The organism is Flavobacterium sp. SORGH_AS_0622 (assembly GCF_030818825.1).
Taxonomy (GTDB): Bacteria; Bacteroidota; Bacteroidia; order Flavobacteriales; family Flavobacteriaceae; genus Flavobacterium.
The window spans coordinates 1,539,840-1,565,645 of the sequence record NZ_JAUTAX010000001.1 but is presented as its reverse complement, the minus strand read 5'-3'; the positions used below and the strand labels follow the sequence as shown (position 1 = coordinate 1,565,645).

Below are 25,806 nucleotides of genomic sequence, written 5' to 3'. Positions count from 1 at the left end.
TAGTAATATAAGACTGATAATTATTAGCAAAAAGAAAAAATAGCCATAACATGTATTTTGTTTTTGAAAGATAGCTTTGCTCTAATCAAAAAAACAAAACAAATTATGAAAGCTAACTTCTTAAAATCAATTACTTTACTTGGAATTGCAGGTCTTTCTGTAATTTCCTGTCAAGATGATGACAAAAAATCTTCGAACGATGTAAATGCCAGTATCGATTTTACTTCTCACTCAAAAGTTCCTGCATTTGTATATGCAATGCCTGGCTTCGAAAACATAAAAATCATTACTTTAATTGCAAGTTCAGATGTGCTTCCAGAATCTCCTTCTTTTGTTTACGGTGCCCAGCCAGATGGCGCTGGATTAATGAAAGACCCTAATGGAGATGGTTATATTATGATTACGAATCACGAAATTCTTCAATCGGTTTCGAGAGTTTATTTAGATAAAACATTCAAACCTGTAAAAGGTGATTATCTAGTTGATGGTGTTGGAGGTTTAACTCGTTTGTGTTCTGCAACTTTAGCAACTCCAGAAATTCACGGATTTGGTCCTATCTTTTTAACTGCTGGAGAAAGCGGTCAGGAAAGCATGGTTCACGGAATCAATCCGTTGGGATTATCTTCAGACAAAGCTAGAACGGATAGAGTTTTACCAGCTTTAGGAAAAGCAAGTATGGAAAACGCTGTTCCATTACCAAAGGAAGCTTATCTAGGAAAAACAGTAATTCTTATCGGAGAAGATCAGTCTTATGCTACTTCACATGTAAGTGCAGGACAATTGATTATGTATATGAGCACAGTTGGTGATTTGTCTAACGGAAAATTATACGCTTTAAAAAGAACAGACGGAAATCAGGTTGAGACGTCTATGACATTAAACAATTCTTATCCAGTTCAATTTGTTGAAATTCCGAATGCTAAAAACTTAACTGGAGCTGTAATTAATACAACTGTAAACGATTTAAAAGCTATTCGTTTTTCAAGAGTTGAAGATGTTGATTATAGAAAAGGAAGCGCAAGCAACAATAGAGAAATTTATTTTACAGCAACAGGTCAGGCAACTAATAACGCTCCAGTTGATGGCTACACAATGTGGGGAAGAGTTTATAAATTGAAAATGGATGCTGCAGATCCGCTTAAAGGAACTTTAGAATTAGCGGTTGAAGGTGACAGTACTCCAGGAACTGGAATTATTAATCCGGATAACTTATGTGTTACTGAAAACTTCGTATACATTCAAGAAGATGGTGACAGCTATTATGCTGATGCTAAACACGATTCGTACATCTGGCAGTATAATATTGCTACAAAACAAAATAAAGCGTGGTTAAACATGAACCACAAAAGAACTGATGTAGCTTGGAATACTTTATACAACCAGACTGGAGAAATGAGATTTGGAAGCTGGGAATTTGGAGCTATGCAAGATATTTCAGACATCATTGGTGTTCCAGATACTTTCACAGTAAACGTTCATCCTCATACTTGGCAGAGTGATGCTTTTAAAAATGCTGACGGTTCAGGAACTCAAACCAATAAAGAGGGCGGGCAAACTGTAATTATTAGAAACGTACAGCGATAATAATTTCATTCAAAATCATAAAGCAACCCTTATTTTTTGATAAGGGTTGTTTCTATTACAGTACTATTATGAAATTAAACCATTTTTCATTTCTGGTTATAACACTTTGTTTGTTGTTTTCATGCCAAAAGAATGAAGATCCTAAATCATCTATTAAACAAGATTTACTAATTGATTTAACCAAATTAGGCAACGAAATCATTCATTTTCAAAAGCTTGTAAATGACAATTCATCTCAAAAAGAGATTTTAGAGCAATTCAAAAAATCACGTCTTATTTACAAAAAAGTCGAATGGGCAGTTGAATATTTTATTCCAGAAACGGCAAGATTTATGAATGGTCCGGCTTTGGATGAAATGGAATTGGAAGAAAACAGATCTTTTGAACCACACGGTTTTCAGGTTATAGAAGAAATGATTTATCCTGAATACAATAAAGAAAGTACAGAAGATTTGATTAGAGAATTGAATATTTTTCAATCGAACATTAAACAGCTGAAAAGTACTTTTGAAGTTATTGCCATAAGTGATGATTATGTTTTAGATGCAATTCAGCAAAATGTTTTTCGAGTTATTGCTTTAGGAATTACGGGTTTTGATAGTCCGATTTTGCAATCATCAATTCTAGAAGCTGGAGAAAGTTTAATTGTGATTCCAGAATCGTTGGAAAAAATTAATGCCAATAATAAATCATTAACAGAATTAAAAAAATTGGTATCTAAAGCGCAAAAGTATTGCCAAGAAAACAACAATTTCAATGCTTTTAACCGAGCTGTTTTTATAAGCGAATATTTGAATCCGATTTCAAAAAAGTTAAAAGCTTTTCAAAAAGAAGAGCATATTAAAAACGTAAAGAAAAGCAGTCCGTTAAAGCCAACGATTGAAACTTTATTTGACAAAGATGCTTTTGATGTAAATGCGTTTGTACTTTCGGAAGAATATAATTTTACGAAGGACAAATCAATTTTGGGAGAAAAACTGTTTTATGACAAAAGCCTTTCTAAAAATAATGATCGAAGCTGTGCAAGCTGCCATCATCCTGAAAAAGCATTTACAGATGGACTAAAAACAAATCTTTCTCTAACAGGTTCAAATCTAGCACGAAACACTCCCACCCTAACTTATGCTTCTTTACAAAATGCTCAGTTTTGGGACATGCGTCAGTTAGATTTAGAAAAACAGAGTGTTGATGTTATTCAGAATAAAGATGAAATGCATGGTTCTATGGATAATATTCATGCCAAAATTCTCTTAGATCAAGAGTATATAAAACTCTTCAAAAAAGCCTATCCCAAAACTTCAAAACCAGAAGCTTGGCAGATTCAAAATGTAATTGCGAGTTATGTTAGATCATTAAATTCATTCGATTCCAGATTTGATGAATACATGAGGGGAAATGAAAATAGCCTTAATAATCAAGAAATTGAAGGAATGAATCTTTTTATGGGAAAAGCAAAATGTGCTACTTGTCATTTTACGCCTTTATTTAACGGAACAGTTCCGCCAAGTTATTCAAAAACAGAACACGAAGTTATTGGAACTCCAAATGAAGCATCAGGCAAAACTTTGAGTCCAGATAAGGGTCGTTATTTATACAATAAAATACCTCAATTGGTTGGTGCATTTAAAACTCCAACTGTGCGAAATGCAGCAGTTAGCGCTCCTTACATGCATAACGGAGTTTTTAAAACCCTCGAAGAAGTAGTTTCTTTTTACAATAAAGGTGGCGGACAAGGTTTAGGTTATTCAGTAGAGAATCAAACTTTGCCGTTTGATAAATTGAATTTAACCGTAAAAGAAGAACAAGCTCTTGTTGCTTTTATGAAAACGCTTACAGATAAAAAATACCAATAAAACCAATAATAACTTCCAGATTAACAAAAACGCCGAAAATTATATTTTCGGCGTTCCTCTTTTTATTCGACAAACATTCTATATGGAAATACATTTGACGATCTATTCTTAAGATTTCTCATGAAGCTATCACAAAGATATTCCCACTCCGAATTTGATAAATGTTCCTTTTCTTCTGGATTTGTTTTTATGAAAATATCTACCGTTCGGCTAAAACCTGCTTTTACAGAAATTTCTTTTCGAGTTCCTTTTTCTATTTTAATATCGATAATAGAATTTTTAAAATGATTAAATCCAAACGCTTTGATATCTGCAAAAGTTACAATTCTGCCACGGGTTAGTAATGCATTTCTGTAAGCTAAAATCCTGTCTTTATTATTTTGCTTGTTTACGCCTCCTACGGTATTAGTCATCAGGGTGACTTTATTGCTTACAAAAAATAAATCTTTGCAGTCTAAAGCGGTTCCTGCTTTAATGTCATTTCCTTCTTCTGCACAGGTTGACCAGTAATTGATTTGAAATGTATTATCTGTATATTGATCAGATTTAGGTTTGATCATTAAATAGGGATCATTATTTTGTAAAAAGCTGCTTTCCTTTGCCTGCTGCTCTACCGAAGCCAAGAGCTGGCTGATCTGCAGGAATTCCAACTGGAAAGCTAAAAGACGATGAAAAAAACAAACTTAACAATATCGAGCAAATTCTTAACCAGAGAGTAATTGGACAGGATCACTGCATTGCGACAATTTCAGGTTCAGTCTTAGAATCAAGATCCGGATTAAGCAAAGCTGGACAGCCAATTGCTTCTTTCTTTTTCTTAGGCCCAACAGGAACTGGTAAAACAGAATTAGCCAAAAGTTTGGCCGAATTTCTTTTTCAGGACGAAAATGCAATCATACGTTTTGATATGTCTGAATTTAAAGAAGAACATTCTGCAGCATTACTACTTGGGTCACCGCCGGGATACGTCGGGTATGAACAGGGAAGCATGCTAGTAAACAAGATTAGACAGAAACCTTATTCTATTGTTTTATTTGATGAAATTGAAAAAGCTCATCCTTCTGTTTTTGATGTTTTTCTTCAAATTATGGACGAAGGAAAACTACACGACCGACTAGGAAAAGAAGGTGATTTCTCTAATGCTATTATTCTTTTTACTTCGAATATTGGTGCAGACCATATTGTTGAAACTTTTAATAGTGGTAAAATTCCTTCCTCAACTTCTTTAATGGAAATTATGGCGAATTATTTCAGACCAGAATTTTTAGGACGTTTAACTGAAATTGCACCTTTTGCGCCTATCAGCAAAGAAAATGCGTTGAAAATATTTGAGATTCATTTGAAAAAAGAGTTTATGGATTTACTCAAAAACATCAATATTAAAGTCGATATTCCAATAGAAGCCAAACTTTATCTGGCTGAAAATGGGTATAATGCTAAATACGGAGCAAGACCGATTAAAAGTATCATTCGAACACATTTAAGAAGACCTTTAGCTAAGAAAATAATCTCAGGAGAAATAAAAGATGGAGATTCTGTTTCTGTAGTCATTGAAAACAATGAAGTAAAATGGATTAAAGAGGAATTTATCTCTCAAAATTAAACTGAATCTAACAAAAAAACGCTAAGATTATCTCTTAGCGTTTTCATTTTTATTCTAAAACAAGGCCTATTTGCCCGTCATCATCTAATTCTGTCTCTACAGAATCATCTTCTGATATTTCAGGTTTCTCTGGAACTTCTTCAACTGGTTCATCGTAAGGAAGCGGATCTAACAAATTAACTTGTTTTAATTTGTCAGTTGTCAACTGATTTCCTAGAGCCTTGAAGCCTTTTACAGCTATAAAATCCTCAACATCAATATGTAAATCTTCTTTTTGAACTCCTTTTACTTTTGCAAAAACCAATTGAGCCACAGGACGATAATCTGTCGACACAATTTCTAATTGCGAATTCGGGTGATCTGTAATAAAGCTTTCTTCCTTACCTTCATTCTCCACAAGAAAACGTTTCAAGAAATAGCGCTCTTTTTCTCCATCATAATAAATTGCCGAAATTGGTTTTTTAGGCTTCCATTTTTCCAAAACAATCATATCTTCCTCAAAATGAGTTGATAATTCTGGAATAATTACTTTTAATTTTCCTGACTGGCTAATTATTAAGATTTTATCTGTTGGTTTAAATTCTCCAAGCAGTTCTCCTCTTCCATCAACATTTAGACGTTTTACAGTATCATCAAACCAAACTTTTCTTGGCAGTAAAGTCGAAATTCCTTTTTCTTTTAATTCGATTTTCTTGATTGGATATTTTGTTACTAAATTTCCTTTTGATCCACGGCCTTTAATAGCCAGCTTAGCAAAATCAATATCGAATTTCAGTTTCTTAATGGTTCCTATTTGACGCAATAATATGGTTACAACCTCAGCTTCTCCATTTGGATTATGTGAAAAATAAACCACTTGCGAACCATTTGTTCCGTTTGTCAAATCGTATGCTTTGTCACGTGTTACACCTGTCACATTAAAACGTTTGATATAAGACGGACCCGATTTACCATCACGGTACATCATGTTATAAATCGTACGTTTATCACTCTTATCAAAAACAGCAACATGAATTATATCTTTACCTATAAACGTTTTAGCGTCTACTTTTGTGATCATCATTGTACCATCTCGTAAAAACACAATTACATCATCAATATCAGAACAATCGGCAACGTATTCGTCTTTCTTTAAACTGGTTCCTACGAATCCTTCCTCGCGGTTTACGTACAATTTGGTGTTACGTAAAACGACTTTGGTTGCTTCGACATTATCAAAAACACGAAGCTCTGTCTGACGTTCACGACCTTTTCCGTATTTCTCTTTTAATTTGGTAAAATACGCAATTGCAAAATCTGTTAAATGCTCCAGATTATGCTCGACTTCTTTCATTTCTTCTTCTAACCTTGAAATCAATTCATCGGCTTTATCAGAGTCAAAACGGGTAATACGAATCATAGGGATTTGAGTCAAACGCTGTAAATCCTCATCAGTGATTTCCCTAACGAATGATTTTTTGAAAGGCTCAAAACGATCGTATAAATATTTGTAAAGCGATTCTCTGTCTCCATACAACTTGAAATCAATATACATTTCTTCGCGAATGAATATTTTTTCTAAAGTAGAGAAATGCCATTTATTTTTTAATTCTTCTAACTGAATTTCTAATTCCTGACGAAGCAAATCTACGGTTCTGTGCGTTGAAATTTTCAACATTTCAGAAACCCCGATAAACAACGGTTTATTATCTTCAATCACACAGCCTAAAGGTGCAACAGAAGTTTCGCAGGCTGTAAAAGCAAATAAAGCATCAATTGTTTTATCTGGAGAAACGCCTGGAAAAAGATGAATCAAAATCTCAACATCGGCTGCTGTGTTGTCTTCAATTTTCTTAATTTTGATTTTACCTTTATCATTGGCTTTCAAAATACTGTCAATTAAACTTGATGTATTGGTCGAAAACGGAATCTGCGTAATGACCAATGTATTTTTGTCTAATTGCGAAATCTTAGCACGCACACGCACACGCCCGCCACGCATTCCGTCGTTATAATTGGAAACGTCGGCAATACCTGCCGTCATAAAATCAGGGTAAAGTGTAAAAGGCTTTCCTTTTAAAATCTTGATCGAAGCATCAATTAACTCATTAAAGTTGTGAGGCAGCACTTTTGTAGAAAGTCCAACTGCAATACCTTCCGCTCCCTGTGCCAAAAGCAAAGGAAATTTTACAGGAAGATTGTTTGGTTCTGCACGACGACCATCATACGAAACACCCCAATCTGTAATTTTTGGAGAATACAAAACCTCCAACGCAAATTTAGATAAACGTGCCTCAATGTAACGCGAAGCAGCTGCTCCGTCGCCTGTTAAAATATTACCCCAGTTTCCCTGGCAGTCAATTAGTAAATCTTTTTGACCAATCTGTACCATAGCGTCACCAATACTCGCATCTCCGTGTGGGTGATACTGCATGGTGTGCCCTACTACATTGGCAACTTTGTTATATCGACCATCATCCAGCTCTTTTAAAGAGTGCATAATACGACGCTGAACAGGTTTAAATCCGTCCTCGATAGCAGGAACTGCACGTTCCAGAATTACATACGAAGCATAATCCAAAAACCAGTCTTTGTACATTCCCGTTACTTTTGTAATAACGCCTTCGCCTTCTTCTTCTTGGTTTTCGTAAAAATGCTGTCCTTCAAAATGCTTAGCATCTACATCGATAATCTCATCGTCATCTCCATCCTGATTATCCATCAGGTTTTCATCTGAATTATTCTCGTCGTCGTTTGGAATTATGTTATCGTCTTCTTCGTCTTTCATATATTTTGTTCAGTATAACTACTAAAAAATTCTTCTATAATTCTTTTATTCTTTCTTCTAAACCTCTACCAATTCATCAATCTCCACCTTCAAATTCTTGATAATAAAATCTTGTCTGTCTGGAGTATTTTTCCCCATATAGAAAGATAATAATTGCTCAATAGAAGTGTTTTTGTCCATCATAACAGGATCAAGGCGAATAGTTTCTCCAATAAAGTTTTTGAACTCATCTGGAGAAATCTCTCCCAAACCTTTAAATCGGGTGATTTCTGGTTTTGGTTTTAGTTTTTCAATGGCTTCTTTTCTTTCTTCTTCAGAATAACAGTAAATGGTTTCTTTTTTGTTTCGAACCCTGAAAAGAGGCGTCTGCAAAATGTACAAATGCCCTTCTTTGATTAATTCTGGAAAAAACTGTAAAAAGAAAGTAATCAAAAGCAAACGAATGTGCATTCCGTCGACATCGGCATCGGTTGCGATTACGATGTTGTTGTAACGTAATTTTTCTAGTCCGTCTTCGATATCTAAGGCTGCTTGAAGCAAGTTGAATTCTTCATTCTCATACACAATTTTTTTCGTCATTCCGTATGAATTCAAAGGCTTACCACGCAAACTGAAAACGGCTTGCGTATTCACGTCGCGTGACTTTGTAATCGACCCGGAAGCCGAATCTCCCTCGGTAATAAAAAGAGTGCTTTCTAAGTTTCTTGGGTTTTTGGTATCTGGAAGATGCGCGCGGCAGTCTCTTAATTTTTTATTATGAAGATTGGCCTTTTTAGCACGATCTGTAGCCAGTTTTCTAATTCCTGATAATTCTTTACGTTCGCGTTCTGCCTGTAGAATTTTACGCAATAAGGCTTCGGCAGTCGGTGGGTTTTTATGTAAATAATTATCTAATTTAGTTTTAATGAAATCGTTAACGAAAGTACGAACAGAGACTGGAGGTGTCCCATCATCTGAACCCATATCTGTAGAACCTAATTTTGTTTTGGTCTGAGACTCAAAAACAGGTTCCATTACTTTAATACTAATCGCACTCACAATCGATTTTCTTACATCTGATGCCTCGAAATTCTTATTGTAAAATTCACGAATTGTTTTTACAACAGCTTCACGATAGGCCGCTAGGTGCGTTCCTCCCTGCGTTGTATTCTGACCGTTCACAAAAGAGTGATATTCTTCGCTGTACTGCGTTTTACTGTGTGTTAACGCAACTTCGATATCATGCTCTTTTAAATGGATAATTGGGTATTCTAAATCTTCTTCGCTGATTGTTTCTTCTAATAAATCGCGAAGTCCGTTTTCTGAATAATATTTTTCTCCATTAAAAATAATCGTCAAACCATTGTTCAAATAACAATAGTTTTTGACCATTTTGATCACATATTCTAAACGGAATTTATAGTTTTTGAAGATCGTTTCATCTGGCGTAAAAGTCACTTTGGTTCCTTTACGTTTTGTTGTATCAATTACATCTTCTTCTGAAACTAAATTTCCTGCAGAAAACTCCGCCGCTTTTTGTTTATCGTCACGAACAGATTCTACACGGAAATAATTGGAAAGCGCATTTACCGCTTTGGTTCCGACACCATTCAAACCAACTGATTTTTGAAAAGCTTTAGAATCGTATTTTCCACCTGTATTCATTTTCGAAACTACATCGACAACTTTTCCTAACGGAATTCCACGTCCGTAATCACGAACGGAAACCGTTTTGTCCTTGATTGTCACTTCAATAGTTTTTCCAGAGCCCATTACGAACTCATCGATACAGTTATCTAAAACCTCTTTTAAAAGAATGTAAATACCATCGTCTGGAGAAGAACCGTCTCCCAACTTTCCGATGTACATCCCTGGACGCATACGAATATGTTCTTTCCAGTCGAGTGATCGAATATTATCTTCGGTATATTGATTTTGCTCTAGCATAAGGTGAATTGGATTTTTGGCTAATGTACCATTTATCGGTAAAAAATGAAAGCGTATTTTTTTTTTGTTATGAATAATAACAGTTTAAAAATCTATTTAAATTGATTTTAAAATAAAACGGACGCTAAAATTATCAAAAAACTGCATTTTCAGCAAAAAAATACTATTTGATTCCGAGTACTTGTTTTGCCAAAGTAATCATTTCGGGAGTTCCAGTATTTTTATTTTTTTCGTCAGAAAGCTTTACTACGCCCTGCCAATGTATATTATCGGGTTTTGTGTCGGTTAATTTGATAACCATATTCATGGCAGGAAGACCAACATCATTAGTGAAATTTGTTCCAATTCCAAATGACGTTTTGATTTTGTCCTGACAAAAATCGACAATCTTTTTTACTTTATCGTAATTCAATGAATCTGAAAAAACAATAGCTTTCGATTTGGGATCAATTCCCATTTTAACGTAATGCGAAATCACTTTTTGGGCAAATTCGATTGGGTCGCCGCTGTCATGTCGGACACCATCAAAAAGTTTGGAATATTTTTTATCAAATTGATTGAAAAATATTTCTGTAGTGTAAGTATCTGTTAAGGCAATTCCGAGGTCGCCGCCATAAACTTGGGTCCAATGTTCCAAACTTATAGAATTGGCCATTTTAAAACCATATTGTGCGGCATGAAACATAAACCATTCATGGGCATGCGTCCCCAAAGGTCTTCTGTTATTGACCATTGCAAAATGCACATTACTGGTGCCAATAAAACTTTGTCCTCCGTATGCCTTCAAAGTTTCATTTACCAAATCATGTACATCATACGAATGACGGCGTCTTGTGCCGAATTCTAAAACCGAAACTCCTAATTTATTGTAATTGTCAATTTTCTCTTTCGTTAAATCTTTTATCGCTTCATCATTCAATCGAATTAAATGATTTGACTTGTAAAAAAGTTCTGAAATCAAAGCCATCAAAGGTACTTCCCACAAAATGGTTCTGTACCAAAATCCTTCAACAGTAACTTTTATTTCTGAACCTTCCTGGCTAATCTGCACTTCAGAAGGATCGAAACTATATCCTTGTAGAAAATCTAAATAAGTGGGATCAAGATAAGGGCAATAATGTGATAAATAACTTTTTTCTTCTTTCGTTAACCGAAGATCTGCCATTGCATCTACAGAATGTCGAAGCAAATCTGCAAAGCCAGCTGGAAAAATATGTTTTCCTCGATTTATAAATCCGTAGCGAACTTTTGCCTTAGGAAAAAGCTTTATTACAGCATGCTGCATTGTAAATTTGTAGAAATCATTGTCTAAAATAGATTTCAGGAAAGTTGTTTCCATAGCTTTTTAATTCGAATCATTACTGGCTAAGATACGTCAATTAAATCTATTTTGGAAGTATTTTGAAAGACACAACACTAGTCGTATTTACAAAAATAGTAATATAGTCTCCTACGTTATTATCAATAAGAATTTGGAATTCTAAACCGCCTCGTTTCTCTTTTGGATTTTGAACTTTAACTGCCTGATTCTTTTTATTGAGATAAAAAACCTGATTTGATTTTGAAACATTTTTGATTTCAAAATCGATTTTATCTCCTCTCCTAACCTCTAAAATTCCAGAATCTGGAGCTTTTATTTTATAATCTTGCTCGATTGTTTTATTATAAATTAAAGGCCCGTTTAAGAAATCTTCTTTGCTTAATCTATTTCCTAAAAAAGAACCCGAATCTGGAAAATGTTTAGCAAAGAAATAATCGGGATCTGTATCGAAATAAATAGGCGCAAAATCATTTACCATTCTGCCTTTACTGCTGTCATAGTAACCCTGCCCCCAAGTTACATCAATTAAACGCCACTTTTTATCAATCAAAACCATATTCCAGGCATGATTAGAAGATGTTGTTTTTCGTCCGATATCACGAACTGAAGTTTTAGAATCTCCGCGGATTATTTCACATTTAATTCCCACTAAAGAAGCCAAATGATGATATAAAGCCGTAAAGCCTTCACAAACTGCTTTTTTTGAAGTAAATGCTTTCTGAATCAAATCATCATTCATCTGTTTTATTTTTCGCTGCTTTTCGGCTTCTGAAGAATAGGTAAAACCGCGCACTCTTGGCGGATTCAAATAAGCATTATAATCGTATTTTATATTGAGAGCAATCCAAGTGTAAATAGCACGTGCGCGATCATAATCCGAATTAAAATCATTCTCGATTTTATCGGCTAACTTTTCTGTAGTATTAAAGCTTTTAGGATATTTTACAACGATTTTATCTACTTCACTAAGCTTTTGAGCAAAAGTAAAATTTAGAAAAAAAAAGTGCAGGAAAAGAAATATAAAAGCAGGTTTAGATATTCTCATTTAAAAACAATCTTTAATAATATCTCTTAACTCTTTGTCTAATTCAGCATTAGAAATTTGATTTTTCTCTAAATCAAAATTGGCATTAAATGCTGGAAGCGAAAATGAAGCTTTAATTTCGGCACCATATCTTGGCAGAGCATTACGAGCTATTTCTAGAACAGATGCTCCACCTCTTGTTCCTGGCGACGTAGCCATAAGTAACATCGGCTTTTTCTGAAAGACTTCTTTATTAATTCTGGAACTCCAATCGAATATATTTTTAAATGCCGTTGAATAGTTGTTATTATTTTCTGCCAAAGAAACTACTAATATATCTGCACTGGCAATTTTTGCAAGAAATGCTTTTGCAAGTTCATGCTGACCAATTTCTTTCTCAATGTCAACACTGAATAAAGGCATAGCAAAATCATTAAGATCTAAAACTTCAACCTCAGCATTTTCAAACAAACTTGATGCATAAGTCGCTAAACGCTTATTGATTGAATGCTGGCTGTTACTTCCTCCAAAGGCTATTATTTTCATATTCGTGGTATTTATTTTATTTTAATAACAAAGTTCTTGCCACAATTATAAAGATTAATATTTGCGGCTAAGCTTTATTTTCGATCTCGTAAATTTCTTTTTGAATCTCAACTGAATATTCGTTCGGATAAATTTTTCCACCGTACGATTTTGCGTATACTTTCGTAAATTCTGCTCCAAAATACAGAATAATTGCCGAATAATAAACCCAAACCAGAATTATTATCACAGATCCAGCTGCGCCATAAACAGACGCTACAGTAGAACTTCCCAAGTAAAAACCAATAGCAAATTTGCCAATCATAAAAAGTACCGCTGTAACTCCTGAACCTATAAAAGCATCTTTCCATCTTATTTTTCCGTCTGGTAAAGTCCTGAAAATAATAGTAAAAAGCAGTGTTATACTAGCTAGTACAATTACGACATTGACTACGTAAAATAAATAAACTGTGCTCTCTGGAAAATATATTTTTAAGCGTGAGCTCACTAAATCTAATGTTGTATTTACCAAAAGACTAACCAGCATTAAAAAACCTACTGATGCAATCATAGAAAAAGACATTAATCGATTTTGAATAAACTTTTTAACTCCTTTATCCGGCTTGGCACGTAATCCCCAAATAAAATTAATAGAACTTTGTATTTCGGCAAAAACCCCAGAAGCTCCAATTAACAGCATCACAACTCCAAAGACGGTTGCAAACATATTATCACCAGACAATTGAACATTTTTTATTGCTTCCTGAATTTGACTTGCTGCACTATTGCCAACCATTCCGTTTATTTGTCCGTATAATTGACCAGTCACAGCATCTTCTCCAAAGAAAAAACCACAAATAGTAATGATGATAATCAACAAAGGAGGCAATGCAAATATGGTATAATAAGATAAAGCAGCACTTAGCTTGATAGCATTGTCATCGTTGAATTCTAAAAAGGTGTTTTTCAATAGAAACCATGACTTGGAGAATATATTTTTGATTTTCATTTGCTGATTTTTTGAGATACTCTCAAATTTACGCATTAATCAAAATCTTAAATTCTCGTTTTTTAGTGGAATCTTATATTTTTTCCATGTTAGTTTAAGATTAAAAAGCAGAATATTTATTGATAATGACAAAAAATTCCTTTATCATAAACCGTCCATAAACTTGCTTTTTGATTGGCGGCTTTCAAAGCAGAATTTGCCCAAGTATTACAAGTATAAAAAAGACTGTAACTTCCTTTTGCTTCATAAAAAGCATCTTTTTTTCCGTAACTGTGACCTTCAATCCATTGCGGGTGAATAGGGTCGCTGAAACTTTCAGATATGTAAGAAACTAATTTTTGATAATTTTCTTTTGAGACTAAAATACGTTTGCAATCTTCTCCCTCTTTTAATTGTTTGAAAAATGTAGTGTGCATAGCTGATGAACTTACCCCAAAAGCTGCTTTTAAAGCTGTACTGGCTTTTAAATCTGACCATTCTGGCGTATCGAGATAAAAACCTTTATCGCCCCAGCCGAAAGCGATAAAATTCATTAGTGAATCTTTGGATTGAGTTTGACAGAATTGAATTTCGTTTCGCCAATCTTTAATTTCATTTTTTATCGGAACGACAATATCGGTATGAACACCGTTTGAAAGTATGTAAATGGGAATTGCATTTTGTTCCTCAACTTTTGCAACATCTGAATTGACTGTAATTTTAGAAATGAAATAAACAGAAACCACATAAAGAACAAGAAAACTGAAGATTCCGAAAAGTGTCCAGCCCAGAAATTTGAAGGTTTTTTTTAGCATTTTTGATTAATTGATTTTAGATTAGTAATTGGTTATTTTTTCTGTAACCAATTTTTGAGCCAAAAATTTTGCTTCCTGAAGATAGTACACGGATTTTACGGATTCGCTTTCGCGAAAGCGCGGATTTGACACGGATTTTTTTGTTTTATTTCGTGGAAAATCAAAATACAGACGCATAGTGAAGGCTCATTCTTAAAAATAAAAAAACTGCTGAATTTCTCCAGCAGTTTTAAATCTATTTTCTTGTTTCTTTCTTCTATTATCTAAAAAAAAATTAAACGTTGAAACGGAAGTGCATTACATCACCATCTTTTACTACATATTCTTTTCCTTCCACTTTAAATTTTCCAGCTTCTTTTGCTTTTGCTTCAGAACCGTATTGAACGTAATCGTCGTATGAAATAACTTCCGCACGAATGAAACCTTTTTCAAAATCGGTATGAATAACTCCAGCTGCTTGAGGCGCAGTCGCTCCAATGTTGATTGTCCAAGCACGAACTTCTTTTACACCTGCTGTAAAGTATGTTTGTTGTTTTAGCAATTTGTAAGCTGCACGAATTAAAACCGAAGCTCCAGGTTCTTGTAATCCCATATCTTCTAGGAAAACCTGACGCTCTTCATAACTTTCTAACTCAGTAATATCAGCCTCTGCTCCTACTGAAAGTACAATAACTTCAGCATCTTCATCTTTTACTAACTCACGAACTTGATCTACATATTTGTTTCCGTTTACGGCAGAATTTTCATCAACATTACAAACATACAAAACTGGTTTTGCAGTAATTAACTGAAAAGATTCCATTAAAACTTCTTCGTCATTACTTTGAGGAGTAATTGTACGAGCCGATTTAGCCTGTAATAATGCTTCTCTGATTCTGTCTAAAAGTGCTTTTTCAGTCTGCGCTTCTTTATTTCCGGTTTTAGCAGCACGATTTACTTTTTCCAAGCGTTTTTCAACAGTTTCTAAATCTTTTAGCTGTAACTCGATATCGATAGTTTCTTTGTCGCGAATTGGGTTTACATTTCCGTCAACGTGAACAATATTATCATTGTCAAAACAACGTAAAACGTGAATAATAGCATTACACTCTCTAATGTTTCCTAAAAACTGGTTTCCAAGACCTTCACCTTTACTTGCTCCTTTTACTAAACCTGCAATATCTACAATATCTACAGTTGCCATTTGAACGCGTTCTGGCTTAACCAATTCTTCCAATTTGTTGATTCTTGGATCTGGAACGTTTACAACACCAATATTAGGTTCGATTGTACAAAACGGAAAGTTGGCACTTTGCGCTTTTGCATTAGATAAACAATTAAATAATGTTGATTTTCCAACATTTGGTAATCCTACAATTCCTGCTTTCATCTGTTTGTTTCTATATTATTTATTCGGTCTTAATAATTAGACCTAAAACATTAAACGTTGTAATTTAATGCCTTATGATTTACGTTTTTCTTGGTTTCTGCCAAAATGATATTTTTTGGCTTTAAAATTTTGCAAATATAAGATTTAATAGCTCTTGCACGAAGTAAAAATGTTCAATAATATAATTTTAAGAGCATTCTTTAAAATTTTTAAACATTTTATTAATTTTTTGTTAAAAAACACTACTTTTATAAAACTAATCAACAAAAAACAAATCAAAAAACCAATAACCATGAGAAAGATTGCATTATTTTTATTTCTGCTGAATTCAGCATTTCTTTTTGCACAAAAAGAAGTCTCGGGTCTTGTAAAAGACAAAACTGGTAATCCACTGCCTGGCGTTAATATTATTGAAAAAGGAACTTCGAATGGAGTATCAACCGATTTTGAAGGTAGTTTTAGAATAAAAGTAAAAGATGGTGCAACATTAGTTTTTAGTTATGTCGGATTTGGAACTGTTGAAAAAACTGTTTCTGGAGATAAATTAGATATCGTTTTAACGGAAAGTGAAGGTCAAATTTTAAATGACGTTGTTGTCGTTGGTTCTAGAAATGCGAAAAGAACCGTTGTAAATTCGGCTGTTCCAATTGATGTAATCAATGTAAAGGACGTTACGACACAAAGTGGAAAAATTGAAATCAACCAATTATTACAATATGTAGCGCCGTCATTTAATGCCAATAAACAATCTGGTTCTGACGGCGCCGATCACGTTGATCCTGCTTCTTTAAGAGGTATGGGGCCTGATCAGACTTTGGTTTTGATTAACGGAAAAAGAAGACATCAATCTTCATTAATTAATTTGTTCGGAACACGCGGACGCGGTAATACGGGAACCGATTTGAACGCAATTCCTGCTGCGTCCATTAAAAGAATTGAGATCCTGCGAGACGGAGCATCTGCACAATATGGTTCTGATGCGATTGCCGGGGTTATCAATATTGTTACTAATGATAATGTAAACGAACTTACTGGTTCTATCACTTATGGCGTTTTTAATACTCACGCAAAAGGTGATTTCCTCCCGGGAACACCAAATACCGAAGGTTTTCGATTGGATAAGAATGGAAACGGAAATTCATACGGAAAGGATCAGGATTTTGATGGAGGTTCTGTAAGGGTTGCAGCAAATTACGGAACAGCAATTGGAAGCAAAGGCGGTTATGTAAATATTACCGGAGAATTTTTAAACAAAAACAAAACATTAAGACCTGCTTATGATTTTAGAAAAGGTTTTGGTGATGCTGAAATGCAGGGTGTAAATTTATTTGCAAATCTTGCTATTCCTATTTCTGACAAAACTGAGTTTTATGCTTTTGGAGGAAGTAATTTTAGAGATACTGACGCTTACGCTTTTACCAGAAATGATGGCGAAAGAGTTGTAGAATCTGTTTACCCAGGCGGTTACACTCCGAGAATTACTTCTAAAATTAATGACAATTCGGTTGCTGCTGGAATTAGAACTGAAACTTCTGGAGGCTGGAAATTTGACTTAAGCAATACTTTTGGAAAAAATAAATTTCAATACGAAATAAAAGGAACGATCAATGCTTCTCTCGAAGAAAATTCGCCGCTCCAATTTGATGCAGGTGGACACAGTTTACTTCAAAACACAACCAATTTTGACATTTCAAAAAATTACGGTGATGTTTTAAGTGGCTTAAATATTGCTTTTGGAACAGAATTTAGAGTTGAAAAATTCGAGATTTTTGCAGGTGAAGAAGGTTCTTATACTACTTATGATACTAACGGGCAACCAATAACAGATCCGACTACACAAAGTGCGCCAATTGACCCAATCTCTGGAGAACCAAGACCAGGAAGTTCACAAGGTTTTCCTGGATACAGTCCGGCAAATGAAGTGAATAAAGATCGTACTAACTTCTCTCTTTATGCAGATGCAGAATTGGATGTTACAGAAGCCTTAATGTTCAGCGGTGCCGTTCGTTTTGAAAATTATAGTGATTTCGGAAGTACTGTAAACGGAAAATTGGCTTCAAGACTTAAAATTACAGATCATATTAATGCCAGAGGATCTATTAGTACTGGATTCCGTGCACCATCTTTAGCTCAGATTTACTATAACTTACGTTTCACTAATTTTAATGCCAGCGGTGCAACCGAAGTTTTACTGGCTCCAAATGACAGCCCTGTAACTAGAGCTTTTGGAATTGATAAATTGAACGAAGAAAAAGCAGTAAATGCTTCTTTAGGCTTTACAGCTTCGTTTGGTGATTTTACTGCAACAATTGACGGATATTATATCCAAGTTAAAGACCGTATTGTTCTTACTGGATATTTTGACGCAAGTGCATTAAATCTTGGTGTTTCTGAAGCGCAATTTTTTGCAAATGGTGTAGACACAAGTACACACGGTTTGGATATTGTTTTTTCTTGGAAAAAGAAATTTGATTTCGGACAGTTTGGCGCTACGTTAGTTGGAAACATAAATGATATGAAAATTGACAAGGTTAAAAATGGCTCTTTAGACGAGGCAACTTTCTTTGGAAAACGTGAAAAAGCCTTTTTATTAGCTTCTGCTCCAGATAATAAATTTGGTTTAAACCTTACTTATGCTAAAAATAAATTTGATGCGGGATTGGCTTTTACACGTTTCAGCAAAGTTGTTTTGGTTGATTACGCAGATGAAGATGATGTTTACAATCCGAGATTAATTACTGATTTAACTGTTGGATATCAATTTACTAAAAGCTTGAAATTAACTCTTGGAAGCAACAACTTATTTAATGTTTATCCAACAAAACAAGATGAACAAGGAAATACAGAAGCTGGAGGTTATTGGGATGCTGTACAAATGGGTTTCAGCGGTGCGTATTACTATGCAAGACTTGGATTTAATTTTTAATGCATAATGGCTTCGAATTCAGCCTGACAATAGATTATCAATAATCATAAATAAAAAATCCTGAACAATTAAGTTCAGGATTTTTTTCTGTTTATATAATTACAATTTAAATTCTAAAGAGGCAATAATTGCTTTTTCTTCATCAGTAGCAGTAAAACCAGAAATATCCCAATAATTAGTTAAGATTTTATTTTGTTTATTAAAAAGTGATTTTTCTTTAAAGACATCACTTTCGCTATACGTGAAGTTTTGTTTATTAAAACCTGTCGTCACAAAACTATTTCTGACTTGAATATTTTTGGCTTTATCTTTTAAAATCACAGTATATCCAATTTCTTCATTAGAACTTAGCAGATAATAATCCGTTCCATCCCAGCGATAATTCACTTTTACAAACGATTTGGTAATATTTTTGTCTCCAACCTTTGTTTTATCTTCTATTTTATCAAGACTCGCCGGAGTTACAGATATAGTAAATTCTAAAATTATTTTTTTTACTGGATCATAAATAATCTCAAAATTATCGACTGCCTCTTTAGCTTTATCCAGCGGGTTAACAGACATTACATAATACTCTTTATTTTTAGCATGTCCTTTAATCGTAAAATCATATTCTTTCTTTGCTTTTGAATCTAACAAAGGTTCAAAATATTTAAAATTCGAATAATTTTCCATTATATTATTCAAATTATATCCCATTAAATCTGCGCTTACATCTGTTTCCAGTAATCCGTAAGAGCGATTTTGTTCTACCAATAAAGTGGTTGTGTTATTTTTATTGAATTGAAAATTAACCAATCCGTCATTATAATAGGAATATTGGTTGTCGAGCATAAAAAATTCTCGAACATAAACTTTTAATCGATGTGAAATACTTATTTTATCTTTTGAATTTGAAACTATTTTTTGAAGTGTTTTTTGAGGATTTTCTTTTGATACAACAACCTCATCTAAGTTTTCTTTCTTGTTTTTGAGGTAAACTGTAAACTCATTTTCTTTTAAAGAAGCCCAGCGCATTGTCAGATTTTCATAATTCATTTCTGAAACCTGCACATTTGAGCCGCCGTTTAAAACAAATGTAACTTTACCATCTTCGTTAGTCAGCAAAACTTGTTTGGTTTTTAATACAACCACAGTAGCATTTTCGATTGGCTGTAAAGTTTCAATATCTTTTACAAGAATAGAATACTCTTCACTTTGTGCAAAAACGCTTACATTGTTGAGTAATACGACAAATAAAAGTAGTAGTTTCTTCATAGGCGTTATTAAATTTTCAACTAAAGTATTAAATTTTTGTTAATAAATCAATACTCAAAAATAAATCATTAGTTATCAATACAATAAGATTCCGAAAATATTTCAATTTTAAGCAAAAAAAATCCTGAGCATAAACTCAGGATTATATTTTAAATAACTTTAAAGTAATTATTCTCCGTGTAAAAACGCTTGTCTTTGTAACAAAGTTTCTTCGTCTTCTACGTGATTATCATCTGGCACACAACAGTCTACCGGACAAACCGCAGCACATTGAGGCTCATCGTGGAAACCTTTACATTCTGTACATTTGCCTGGCACGATATAGTAAACCTCGTCAGAAATTGGAGTTTGAGCATCGTCTGCATCAACTTCAGTTCCGTCAGGTAAAACTATCTTTCCAGTAAGACTTGTTCCATCTTTATATCTCCAGTCATCTGCTCCTTCATATATTGCTGTATTCGGGCACTCTGGTTCGCAGGCCCCGCAGTTTATGCATTCGTCAGTTATTATAATTGCCATCTTTTTCGTAGTTACATGTTAAAAGTTATAAGATTTGAGTTTAAAATATCAAAGATTTGAATCTACTTTGCCTTATAACGTAATATAGCTTATTTTTGTGCAAAATTACAATCAAAACAATTCATAAGCAAACATTATGACATTAGAAACAAAAAAAAGTGTTTTTGTTGAATTAGGAAAATTTTTAAGTCAGTTTTCTGAAGAGCAATCGGTGCAAAAATCTGACGTTTTATATAATGATATCTTTTTTGAAGATTTTAAAAGTCTCATACATTTATCCCAATCCCATAACGGATGGTATACTCCTGAACAGGTTTATTTCGCATTACAGTCTTGGGCAGAAGCTTTAACAGAAGAAAACCTCGAAAAATGGCTTTCTCAATACGAAACTGACTTCGCTCAAAATGACAGCAGAGAAAAAACTGTTGCTTTAATATTAGCTGGAAATATTCCTTTAGTGGGCTTTCATGATTTTTTATCGGTTTTAATTACAGGCAATAAAGCTTTAATAAAAACATCATCAAACGATCAGCATTTACTGCCTTTTTTGGCCAAGTATTTAATTGCTGTAGATGAAAGTTTGAAAGATAAGATCACTTTCGTGGAAGGAAAACTAGAAAATTTCGATGCTGTAATTGCTACAGGAAGCAACAATACTTCTCGCTATTTCGAATACTACTTTAAAGATAAGCCTTCGATTATTCGCAAAAACCGAAATTCAGCGGCTATTTTAACGGGTAAAGAAACCCATGAAGAATTAGAACAATTAGGCGAAGATATTTTTAGATATTTTGGTTTAGGATGCCGAAATGTTTCTAAACTTTTTGTCCCAAAAGGATATTCTTTTGATGCCTTCTTTCAGGCCATTTTCAAATATCAGGATGTTATTCATTATGAAAAGTATGCTAATAATTACGATTACAATAAAGCTGTATTTTTAATGAGTAATTTTAAATTGTTAGACAATGGTTTTCTAACCTTGAAAGAAGATTCGAGCTATGCCTCTCCTATTTCGAGTGTTTTTTATGAATATTATGAAAACCTTGAAGAACTTCAAAAACGCCTTGAAACCGATTCAGAGCAAATTCAATGCATTGTTGGTACCAATTTAACAAGTGACACTATTGCATTCGGAGAAACGCAAAAACCTCAATTGTGGGATTACGCAGATAATGTCGATACTATAACGTTTTTGTTAACAACAAAGTAATAAAATGTTTAATTATTTCGAATATTTTAACGCTTTTTCGGCTCTTATTACCGAAATTTGCGTCTTTAAAATTTTCGACTATTAACAACAACCATGAAAAAACACAACTACAGCGCAGGACCAAGTATTTTACCTCAGGAAGTTTTTGAGAAAGCATCAAAAGCAATTTTAAATTTTAATGATTCAGGATTATCTATTCTTGAAATTTCGCACAGAAGCAAAGATTTTGTTGCTGTTATGGAAGAAGCTCGATCCCTTGCTTTAGAATTATTAGGACTTCAAGGAAAAGGTTATCAAGCTTTATTTTTACAAGGTGGTGCAAGTACAGCATTCTTAATGGCTCCATATAACTTAATGAAAGAAAATGGAAAAGCAGCTTATTTAGACTCAGGAACATGGGCAACTGCTGCTATTAAAGAAGCTAAACTTTTTGGAGAAACTGTTATCGTTGGTTCTTCAAAAGACGACAATTATACTCATATTCCAAAAGGTTACGAAATCCCAGCTGATGCTGATTATTTCCACTGCACAAGTAATAACACCATTTTTGGAACTCAAATGAAAGATTTCCCAGCAACAAATATTCCTGTTGTATGCGATATGAGTTCTGATATTTTTTCACGCGAATTAGATTTTTCTAAATTTGATTTGATTTACGCTGGAGCTCAAAAAAATATGGGACCTGCTGGAACTACTCTTGTTGTGGTTAAAGAAGAAATCTTAGGCAAAAACGGAAGAACAATTCCTAGTATGTTAGATTATGCTAAACATATTAAAGCAGAAAGTATGTACAATACTCCTCCTGTTTTCTCTGTTTACGTTTCTCTTTTAACTTTACAATGGATCAAAGAAAAAGGCGGAATCGCTGCTGTTGAAAAATTAAACAACGCAAAAGCAGCATTACTTTACGCTGAAATAGACAGAAACCCATTATTCAAAGGTGCAGCAGCAGTTGAAGATCGTTCGAATATGAATGTAACTTTCTTATTGAACAATCCAGATCATACAGCAACATTTGATGCTTTATGGAAAGAAGCAAATATCTCAGGATTACCAGGGCACCGTTCTGTTGGTGGTTACAGAGCTTCTATCTACAACGCAATGCCAATCGAAAGCGTTCAGGTTTTAGTTGATGTAATGAAAGCGTTGGAAACTAAAGTTTAATCTTTTTTTCGGTTAATCGTTAATTCGTTTAACTGTTTAATCGTCAAAAATGTTTCCTTTAGAAAAATATCAAAAAAGAAAAATCAAATAGCTGGTTTATCGATTAAACAAATAAACGATTTACCAAATAAACAATAAACACACAATGAAAGTATTAGCAAATGATGGAATTTCTAAAAGTGGAATTCTAGCCTTAGAAAAAGGCGGATTTGAAGTTATAACTACAAAAGTAGCTCAAGAACAAGTAGCTAACTATATAAATGAAAACAATATTGACGTAATTTTAGTTCGTAGTGCAACTAAAGTTCGTAAAGACATTATTGACGCTTGTCCTGGTATTAAAATTATCGGACGTGGTGGTGTTGGTATGGATAACATTGATGTTGACTACGCTAAAAGCAAAGGAATCCATGTAATCAATACTCCAGCTTCATCTTCAGAATCTGTTGCTGAATTAGTGTTTGGACACTTATTTAATGGTGTACGTTTTTTACATGATTCTAACAGAAATATGCCTCTTGAAGGAGATACTAATTTTGACGGTTTGAAAAAAGCTTACGCTAACGGAACTGAATTAAGAGGTAAAACTTTGGGTATTGTTGGTATTGGCCGTATTGGTCAGGCTACTGCAAAAATGGCTCTTGGTTTAGGAATGAAAGTTATCGCTGCAGATAGTTTTATTCCGGAAGTAGATATTAAAGTTGAATTTTTTGACGGACAATCTATCACAACTAAAGTAGTTTCTCAATCTTTAGAATCTTTATTTAGAGAAGCTGATTTCATCACATTACACGTTCCTGCTCAAAATGGTTACATCATTGGAGAGAAAGAATTTGAAATCATGAAAGATGGCGTTGGAATTGTTAACTGTGCTCGTGGAGGTGTTATTGACGAGGTTGCTTTAGTAAAAGCATTAGATTCTGGAAAAGTTGCTTTTGCTGGATTAGATGTTTTTGAAAACGAGCCAAAACCAGAAATGGCAATTTTAATGCACTCTAAAATCTCTTTGACCCCGCACATTGGAGCTGCAACTGGAGAGGCACAAGATAGAATTGGTACAGAGCTAGCTTCACAAATTATTACTTTGTTAAGCTAATCAACTATAATTAAATCACTTACAAGGGATTTATTAACATCGTTTAATAAATCCCTTTCTTTTTTTGTTTAAATTTGAGTTCTAATCTAAATCCTAAAAATCATGTTTGAACAATTAACCCAATTAGTACAACAATATGGAGGCGATGCAGTTGTCAACAATAACGCTGTTCCAAATGAACACAACGAAGCCGTAATCAATGAAACCAGTAGTTCTATTTTTGAAAGTCTAAAAAAGATTGTTTCTGAAGGCGGCACCGAACAAATTGCAGGATTGTTTAGCGGTAAAGAAGCTATTGATAGTTCAAATCCTGTAGTACAACAAATTCAACAACAATTAAGCGGCAGTCTTGGTCAGAAATTTGGACTAAGCAGTGCAGACTCAAACGGAGTTGCGTCTAATTTAATTCCGCAGATTTTAGGTTCTTTAGTTAATAAAGCAAAAGATCCAAACGATAATAGTTTTCAAATTTCTGACATCATCAACTCTATTTCAGGAAACAGCGGACAAGCTTCAGGAATAATGGATACCATTTCTAAATACGGAATGCAATTCGGTCTAGATCAAAACAACGACGGAAAAGTAGATGTTACTGATGTTCTAGTAGTAACCAAAAGCAAAGGCGGTATAGCTGGATTTATTGGGAAATTGTTTGGAAGTAAATAGTCGTAAATAGTCTAGATACAAAGGTTCAAAGTGACAAAGGAACAAAGAAACAAAGGCCTTAAGAAAACTCTAAAAACTGATTGCAAATTGTAATCAGTTTTTATTTTTCTAAGTAAGAAGTTAAACCTTTGTTACTTTAAACATTTGTTCCTCTGAACCTTAAAAAAAATTCGTAAATTTAAATCATGAAAAAATGCGTTTCCATATTGATTGTAGTATTAACAGTAATTGCTTGTTCAACAGCTTCGCAGAATAATATTGCGAGCAATAATAATGCAGTAAACAAAAAGGGAAATGATACTGTTAGAATTGCAAACGATTCTTTAGAATACGAAGTAATAATTATAGATAATGGTTTCAATACCTGGTTAAATTCACGTGCGCTTCCCAGACATTATTACACTTTAAATTACCTCGAAAATAAAAACTACCAATATGTGGTAGAATGGAATATTAGAGCTTCACAACCCAATCGTTACAATCCGAATTTATACGAAATGACTATAGATTACCAACCGCAGATTCGTTATGGATACGAAGTGAATTATTTAATTTATAACTATATGATTTATTTTCAAAATACTTACAAACAAAAGCTCGCGGGGTATGTTCCGCAAAGATAATGTTAGTATATTTGTAATGGTTATAAATAAATAATGGACAGACTTAAAAAACGCTGGGGAATCACATCCAACCTACAAGCCATAATCATATTTATTGTTTTTGCTATCACTGGATCAGCATCTGCATGGATTTCTAGACCTTTCTGCGACTGGATCGGAATTTATAAAGAAGATTTCGGGGCTGTTTGGTTTACTTTAATCCGTTTATTAATCATTTTTCCTATTTACCAAGTTTTATTAGTTGCCATAGGAACCTTATTTGGTCAATTCCGTTTCTTCTGGAATTTCGAAAAGAAAATGCTCAAAAGAATGGGGCTTGGATTTCTTTTTAAAGATTAATTTAATTATTTCTTTTAAAACAAACCGTTCTGGTTAAGACCTATTCTTAATCACAATATTTTATTTATTTTAATTTCTTCAAATCAAGGAAATCTTTTTCTCTCAAACCAATTCATTTTTACTCAATCCCTTTATTTACCTAATATAAACAATGTGAAAAATTGATATAAAAAAAGTATAATCCGTTTTTTTTGTATTAATTTACTACGAAAACAGCATACAGAACAGGAT

The 25,806-nt window shown here is 33.7% G+C and carries 20 protein-coding genes and 1 pseudogene; 10 read left to right on the top strand and 11 right to left on the bottom strand.

All coding sequences use genetic code 11. From position 1 onward, the window contains the following. The first annotated feature begins 105 nt into the window (after positions 1–105). Entirely contained in the window at positions 106–1,584 is a 1,479-nt protein-coding gene (locus QE431_RS06790; protein ID WP_307294086.1) for a hypothetical protein, read from the top strand. A gap of 68 nt (positions 1,585–1,652) precedes the next feature. Then, the gene (locus QE431_RS06785) at positions 1,653–3,437 is read left to right on the top strand and encodes a cytochrome-c peroxidase (RefSeq protein ID WP_307294085.1); all 1,785 of its coding nucleotides are present in this window, start codon (positions 1,653–1,655) and stop codon (positions 3,435–3,437) included. 62 nt (positions 3,438–3,499) lie between these two features. Here QE431_RS06785 and QE431_RS06780 read toward each other — a convergent pair whose 3' ends face one another. Beyond that, positions 3,500–4,087 (bottom strand): hypothetical protein, encoded by a 588-nt coding sequence (locus tag QE431_RS06780; RefSeq protein ID WP_307294083.1) that lies wholly within the window; start codon positions 4,085–4,087, stop codon positions 3,500–3,502. Here QE431_RS06780 and QE431_RS06775 point away from each other — a divergent pair. Further along, positions 4,081–5,040, top strand: a pseudogene (locus QE431_RS06775) (AAA family ATPase); the annotation flags it as partial. The gene QE431_RS06780 and the pseudogene QE431_RS06775 overlap by 7 nt on opposite strands. A 49-nt stretch (positions 5,041–5,089) precedes the next feature. On the opposite strand, the gene QE431_RS06770 reads toward QE431_RS06775, so the two are convergent. The 8 genes from QE431_RS06770 to ychF all read right to left on the bottom strand — a co-directional run bounded on the left by QE431_RS06770 (position 5,090) and on the right by ychF (position 15,775). Beyond that, positions 5,090–7,807 (bottom strand): DNA gyrase/topoisomerase IV subunit A, encoded by a 2,718-nt coding sequence (locus QE431_RS06770; protein ID WP_307294081.1) that lies wholly within the window; start codon positions 7,805–7,807, stop codon positions 5,090–5,092. A gap of 57 nt (positions 7,808–7,864) precedes the next feature. Continuing rightward, positions 7,865–9,733: a DNA topoisomerase IV subunit B gene (locus QE431_RS06765; protein WP_057118705.1), complete on the bottom strand. Its 1,869-nt coding sequence runs from the start codon at positions 9,731–9,733 to the stop codon at positions 7,865–7,867. Between the two features lie 163 nt (positions 9,734–9,896). Then, entirely contained in the window at positions 9,897–11,072 is a 1,176-nt protein-coding gene (pncB, locus tag QE431_RS06760) for a nicotinate phosphoribosyltransferase (protein ID WP_134140906.1), read from the bottom strand. A gap of 46 nt (positions 11,073–11,118) precedes the next feature. Then, positions 11,119–12,099, bottom strand: a complete 981-nt coding sequence (locus QE431_RS06755; RefSeq protein WP_307294076.1) for a transglutaminase domain-containing protein — start codon at positions 12,097–12,099, stop codon at positions 11,119–11,121. Continuing rightward, the gene (locus tag QE431_RS06750; protein WP_281864998.1) at positions 12,100–12,624 is read right to left on the bottom strand and encodes an NADPH-dependent FMN reductase; all 525 of its coding nucleotides are present in this window, start codon (positions 12,622–12,624) and stop codon (positions 12,100–12,102) included. Positions 12,625–12,691: 67 nt separating this feature from the next. Further along, complete coding sequence (locus QE431_RS06745; RefSeq protein WP_134140900.1) at positions 12,692–13,612, bottom strand: YihY/virulence factor BrkB family protein; 921 nt, start codon at positions 13,610–13,612, stop codon at positions 12,692–12,694. Between the two features lie 116 nt (positions 13,613–13,728). Further along, complete coding sequence (locus tag QE431_RS06740) at positions 13,729–14,406, bottom strand: TIGR02117 family protein (protein ID WP_307294074.1); 678 nt, start codon at positions 14,404–14,406, stop codon at positions 13,729–13,731. 274 nt (positions 14,407–14,680) lie between these two features. Then, positions 14,681–15,775, bottom strand: a complete 1,095-nt coding sequence (gene ychF, locus QE431_RS06735; protein ID WP_057118715.1) for a redox-regulated ATPase YchF — start codon at positions 15,773–15,775, stop codon at positions 14,681–14,683. 292 nt (positions 15,776–16,067) lie between these two features. On the opposite strand from ychF, the gene QE431_RS06730 reads away from it, so the two are divergent. Further along, positions 16,068–18,701, top strand: a complete 2,634-nt coding sequence (locus QE431_RS06730; RefSeq protein ID WP_307294072.1) for a TonB-dependent receptor — start codon at positions 16,068–16,070, stop codon at positions 18,699–18,701. 99 nt (positions 18,702–18,800) lie between these two features. On the opposite strand, the gene QE431_RS06725 is transcribed toward QE431_RS06730, so the two are convergent. Together QE431_RS06725 and QE431_RS06720 are read right to left on the bottom strand one after the other, a co-directional pair. Then, complete coding sequence (locus tag QE431_RS06725; protein WP_307294070.1) at positions 18,801–19,958, bottom strand: hypothetical protein; 1,158 nt, start codon at positions 19,956–19,958, stop codon at positions 18,801–18,803. 168 nt (positions 19,959–20,126) lie between these two features. Continuing rightward, complete coding sequence (locus QE431_RS06720) at positions 20,127–20,477, bottom strand: 4Fe-4S dicluster domain-containing protein (protein WP_057118719.1); 351 nt, start codon at positions 20,475–20,477, stop codon at positions 20,127–20,129. 136 nt (positions 20,478–20,613) lie between these two features. On the opposite strand from QE431_RS06720, the gene QE431_RS06715 reads away from it, so the two are divergent. The 6 genes from QE431_RS06715 (at position 20,614) to QE431_RS06690 (ending at position 25,575) form a co-directional block, all read left to right on the top strand. Further along, on the top strand, positions 20,614–21,687 hold the full coding sequence (locus tag QE431_RS06715) for an acyl-CoA reductase (protein ID WP_057118721.1): 1,074 nt from the start codon (positions 20,614–20,616) through the stop codon (positions 21,685–21,687). Between the two features lie 93 nt (positions 21,688–21,780). Then, entirely contained in the window at positions 21,781–22,851 is a 1,071-nt protein-coding gene (serC, locus tag QE431_RS06710) for a 3-phosphoserine/phosphohydroxythreonine transaminase (protein WP_057118723.1), read from the top strand. A 145-nt stretch (positions 22,852–22,996) separates the two neighbouring features. Next, the gene (locus QE431_RS06705; RefSeq protein ID WP_307294066.1) at positions 22,997–23,947 is read left to right on the top strand and encodes a D-2-hydroxyacid dehydrogenase; all 951 of its coding nucleotides are present in this window, start codon (positions 22,997–22,999) and stop codon (positions 23,945–23,947) included. A 102-nt stretch (positions 23,948–24,049) separates the two neighbouring features. Beyond that, positions 24,050–24,613 carry a DUF937 domain-containing protein gene (locus tag QE431_RS06700; protein ID WP_281864991.1) on the top strand — a complete coding sequence of 188 codons (564 nt, stop codon included), beginning with the start codon at positions 24,050–24,052 and terminating at the stop codon, positions 24,611–24,613. Positions 24,614–24,798: 185 nt separating this feature from the next. Then, positions 24,799–25,236, top strand: coding sequence for a DUF6146 family protein (locus tag QE431_RS06695; RefSeq protein WP_134140887.1), 438 nt, complete (start codon positions 24,799–24,801; stop codon positions 25,234–25,236). Between the two features lie 33 nt (positions 25,237–25,269). After that, complete coding sequence (locus QE431_RS06690; RefSeq protein ID WP_057118734.1) at positions 25,270–25,575, top strand: DUF6787 family protein; 306 nt, start codon at positions 25,270–25,272, stop codon at positions 25,573–25,575. Positions 25,576–25,806 lie beyond the last annotated feature (231 nt).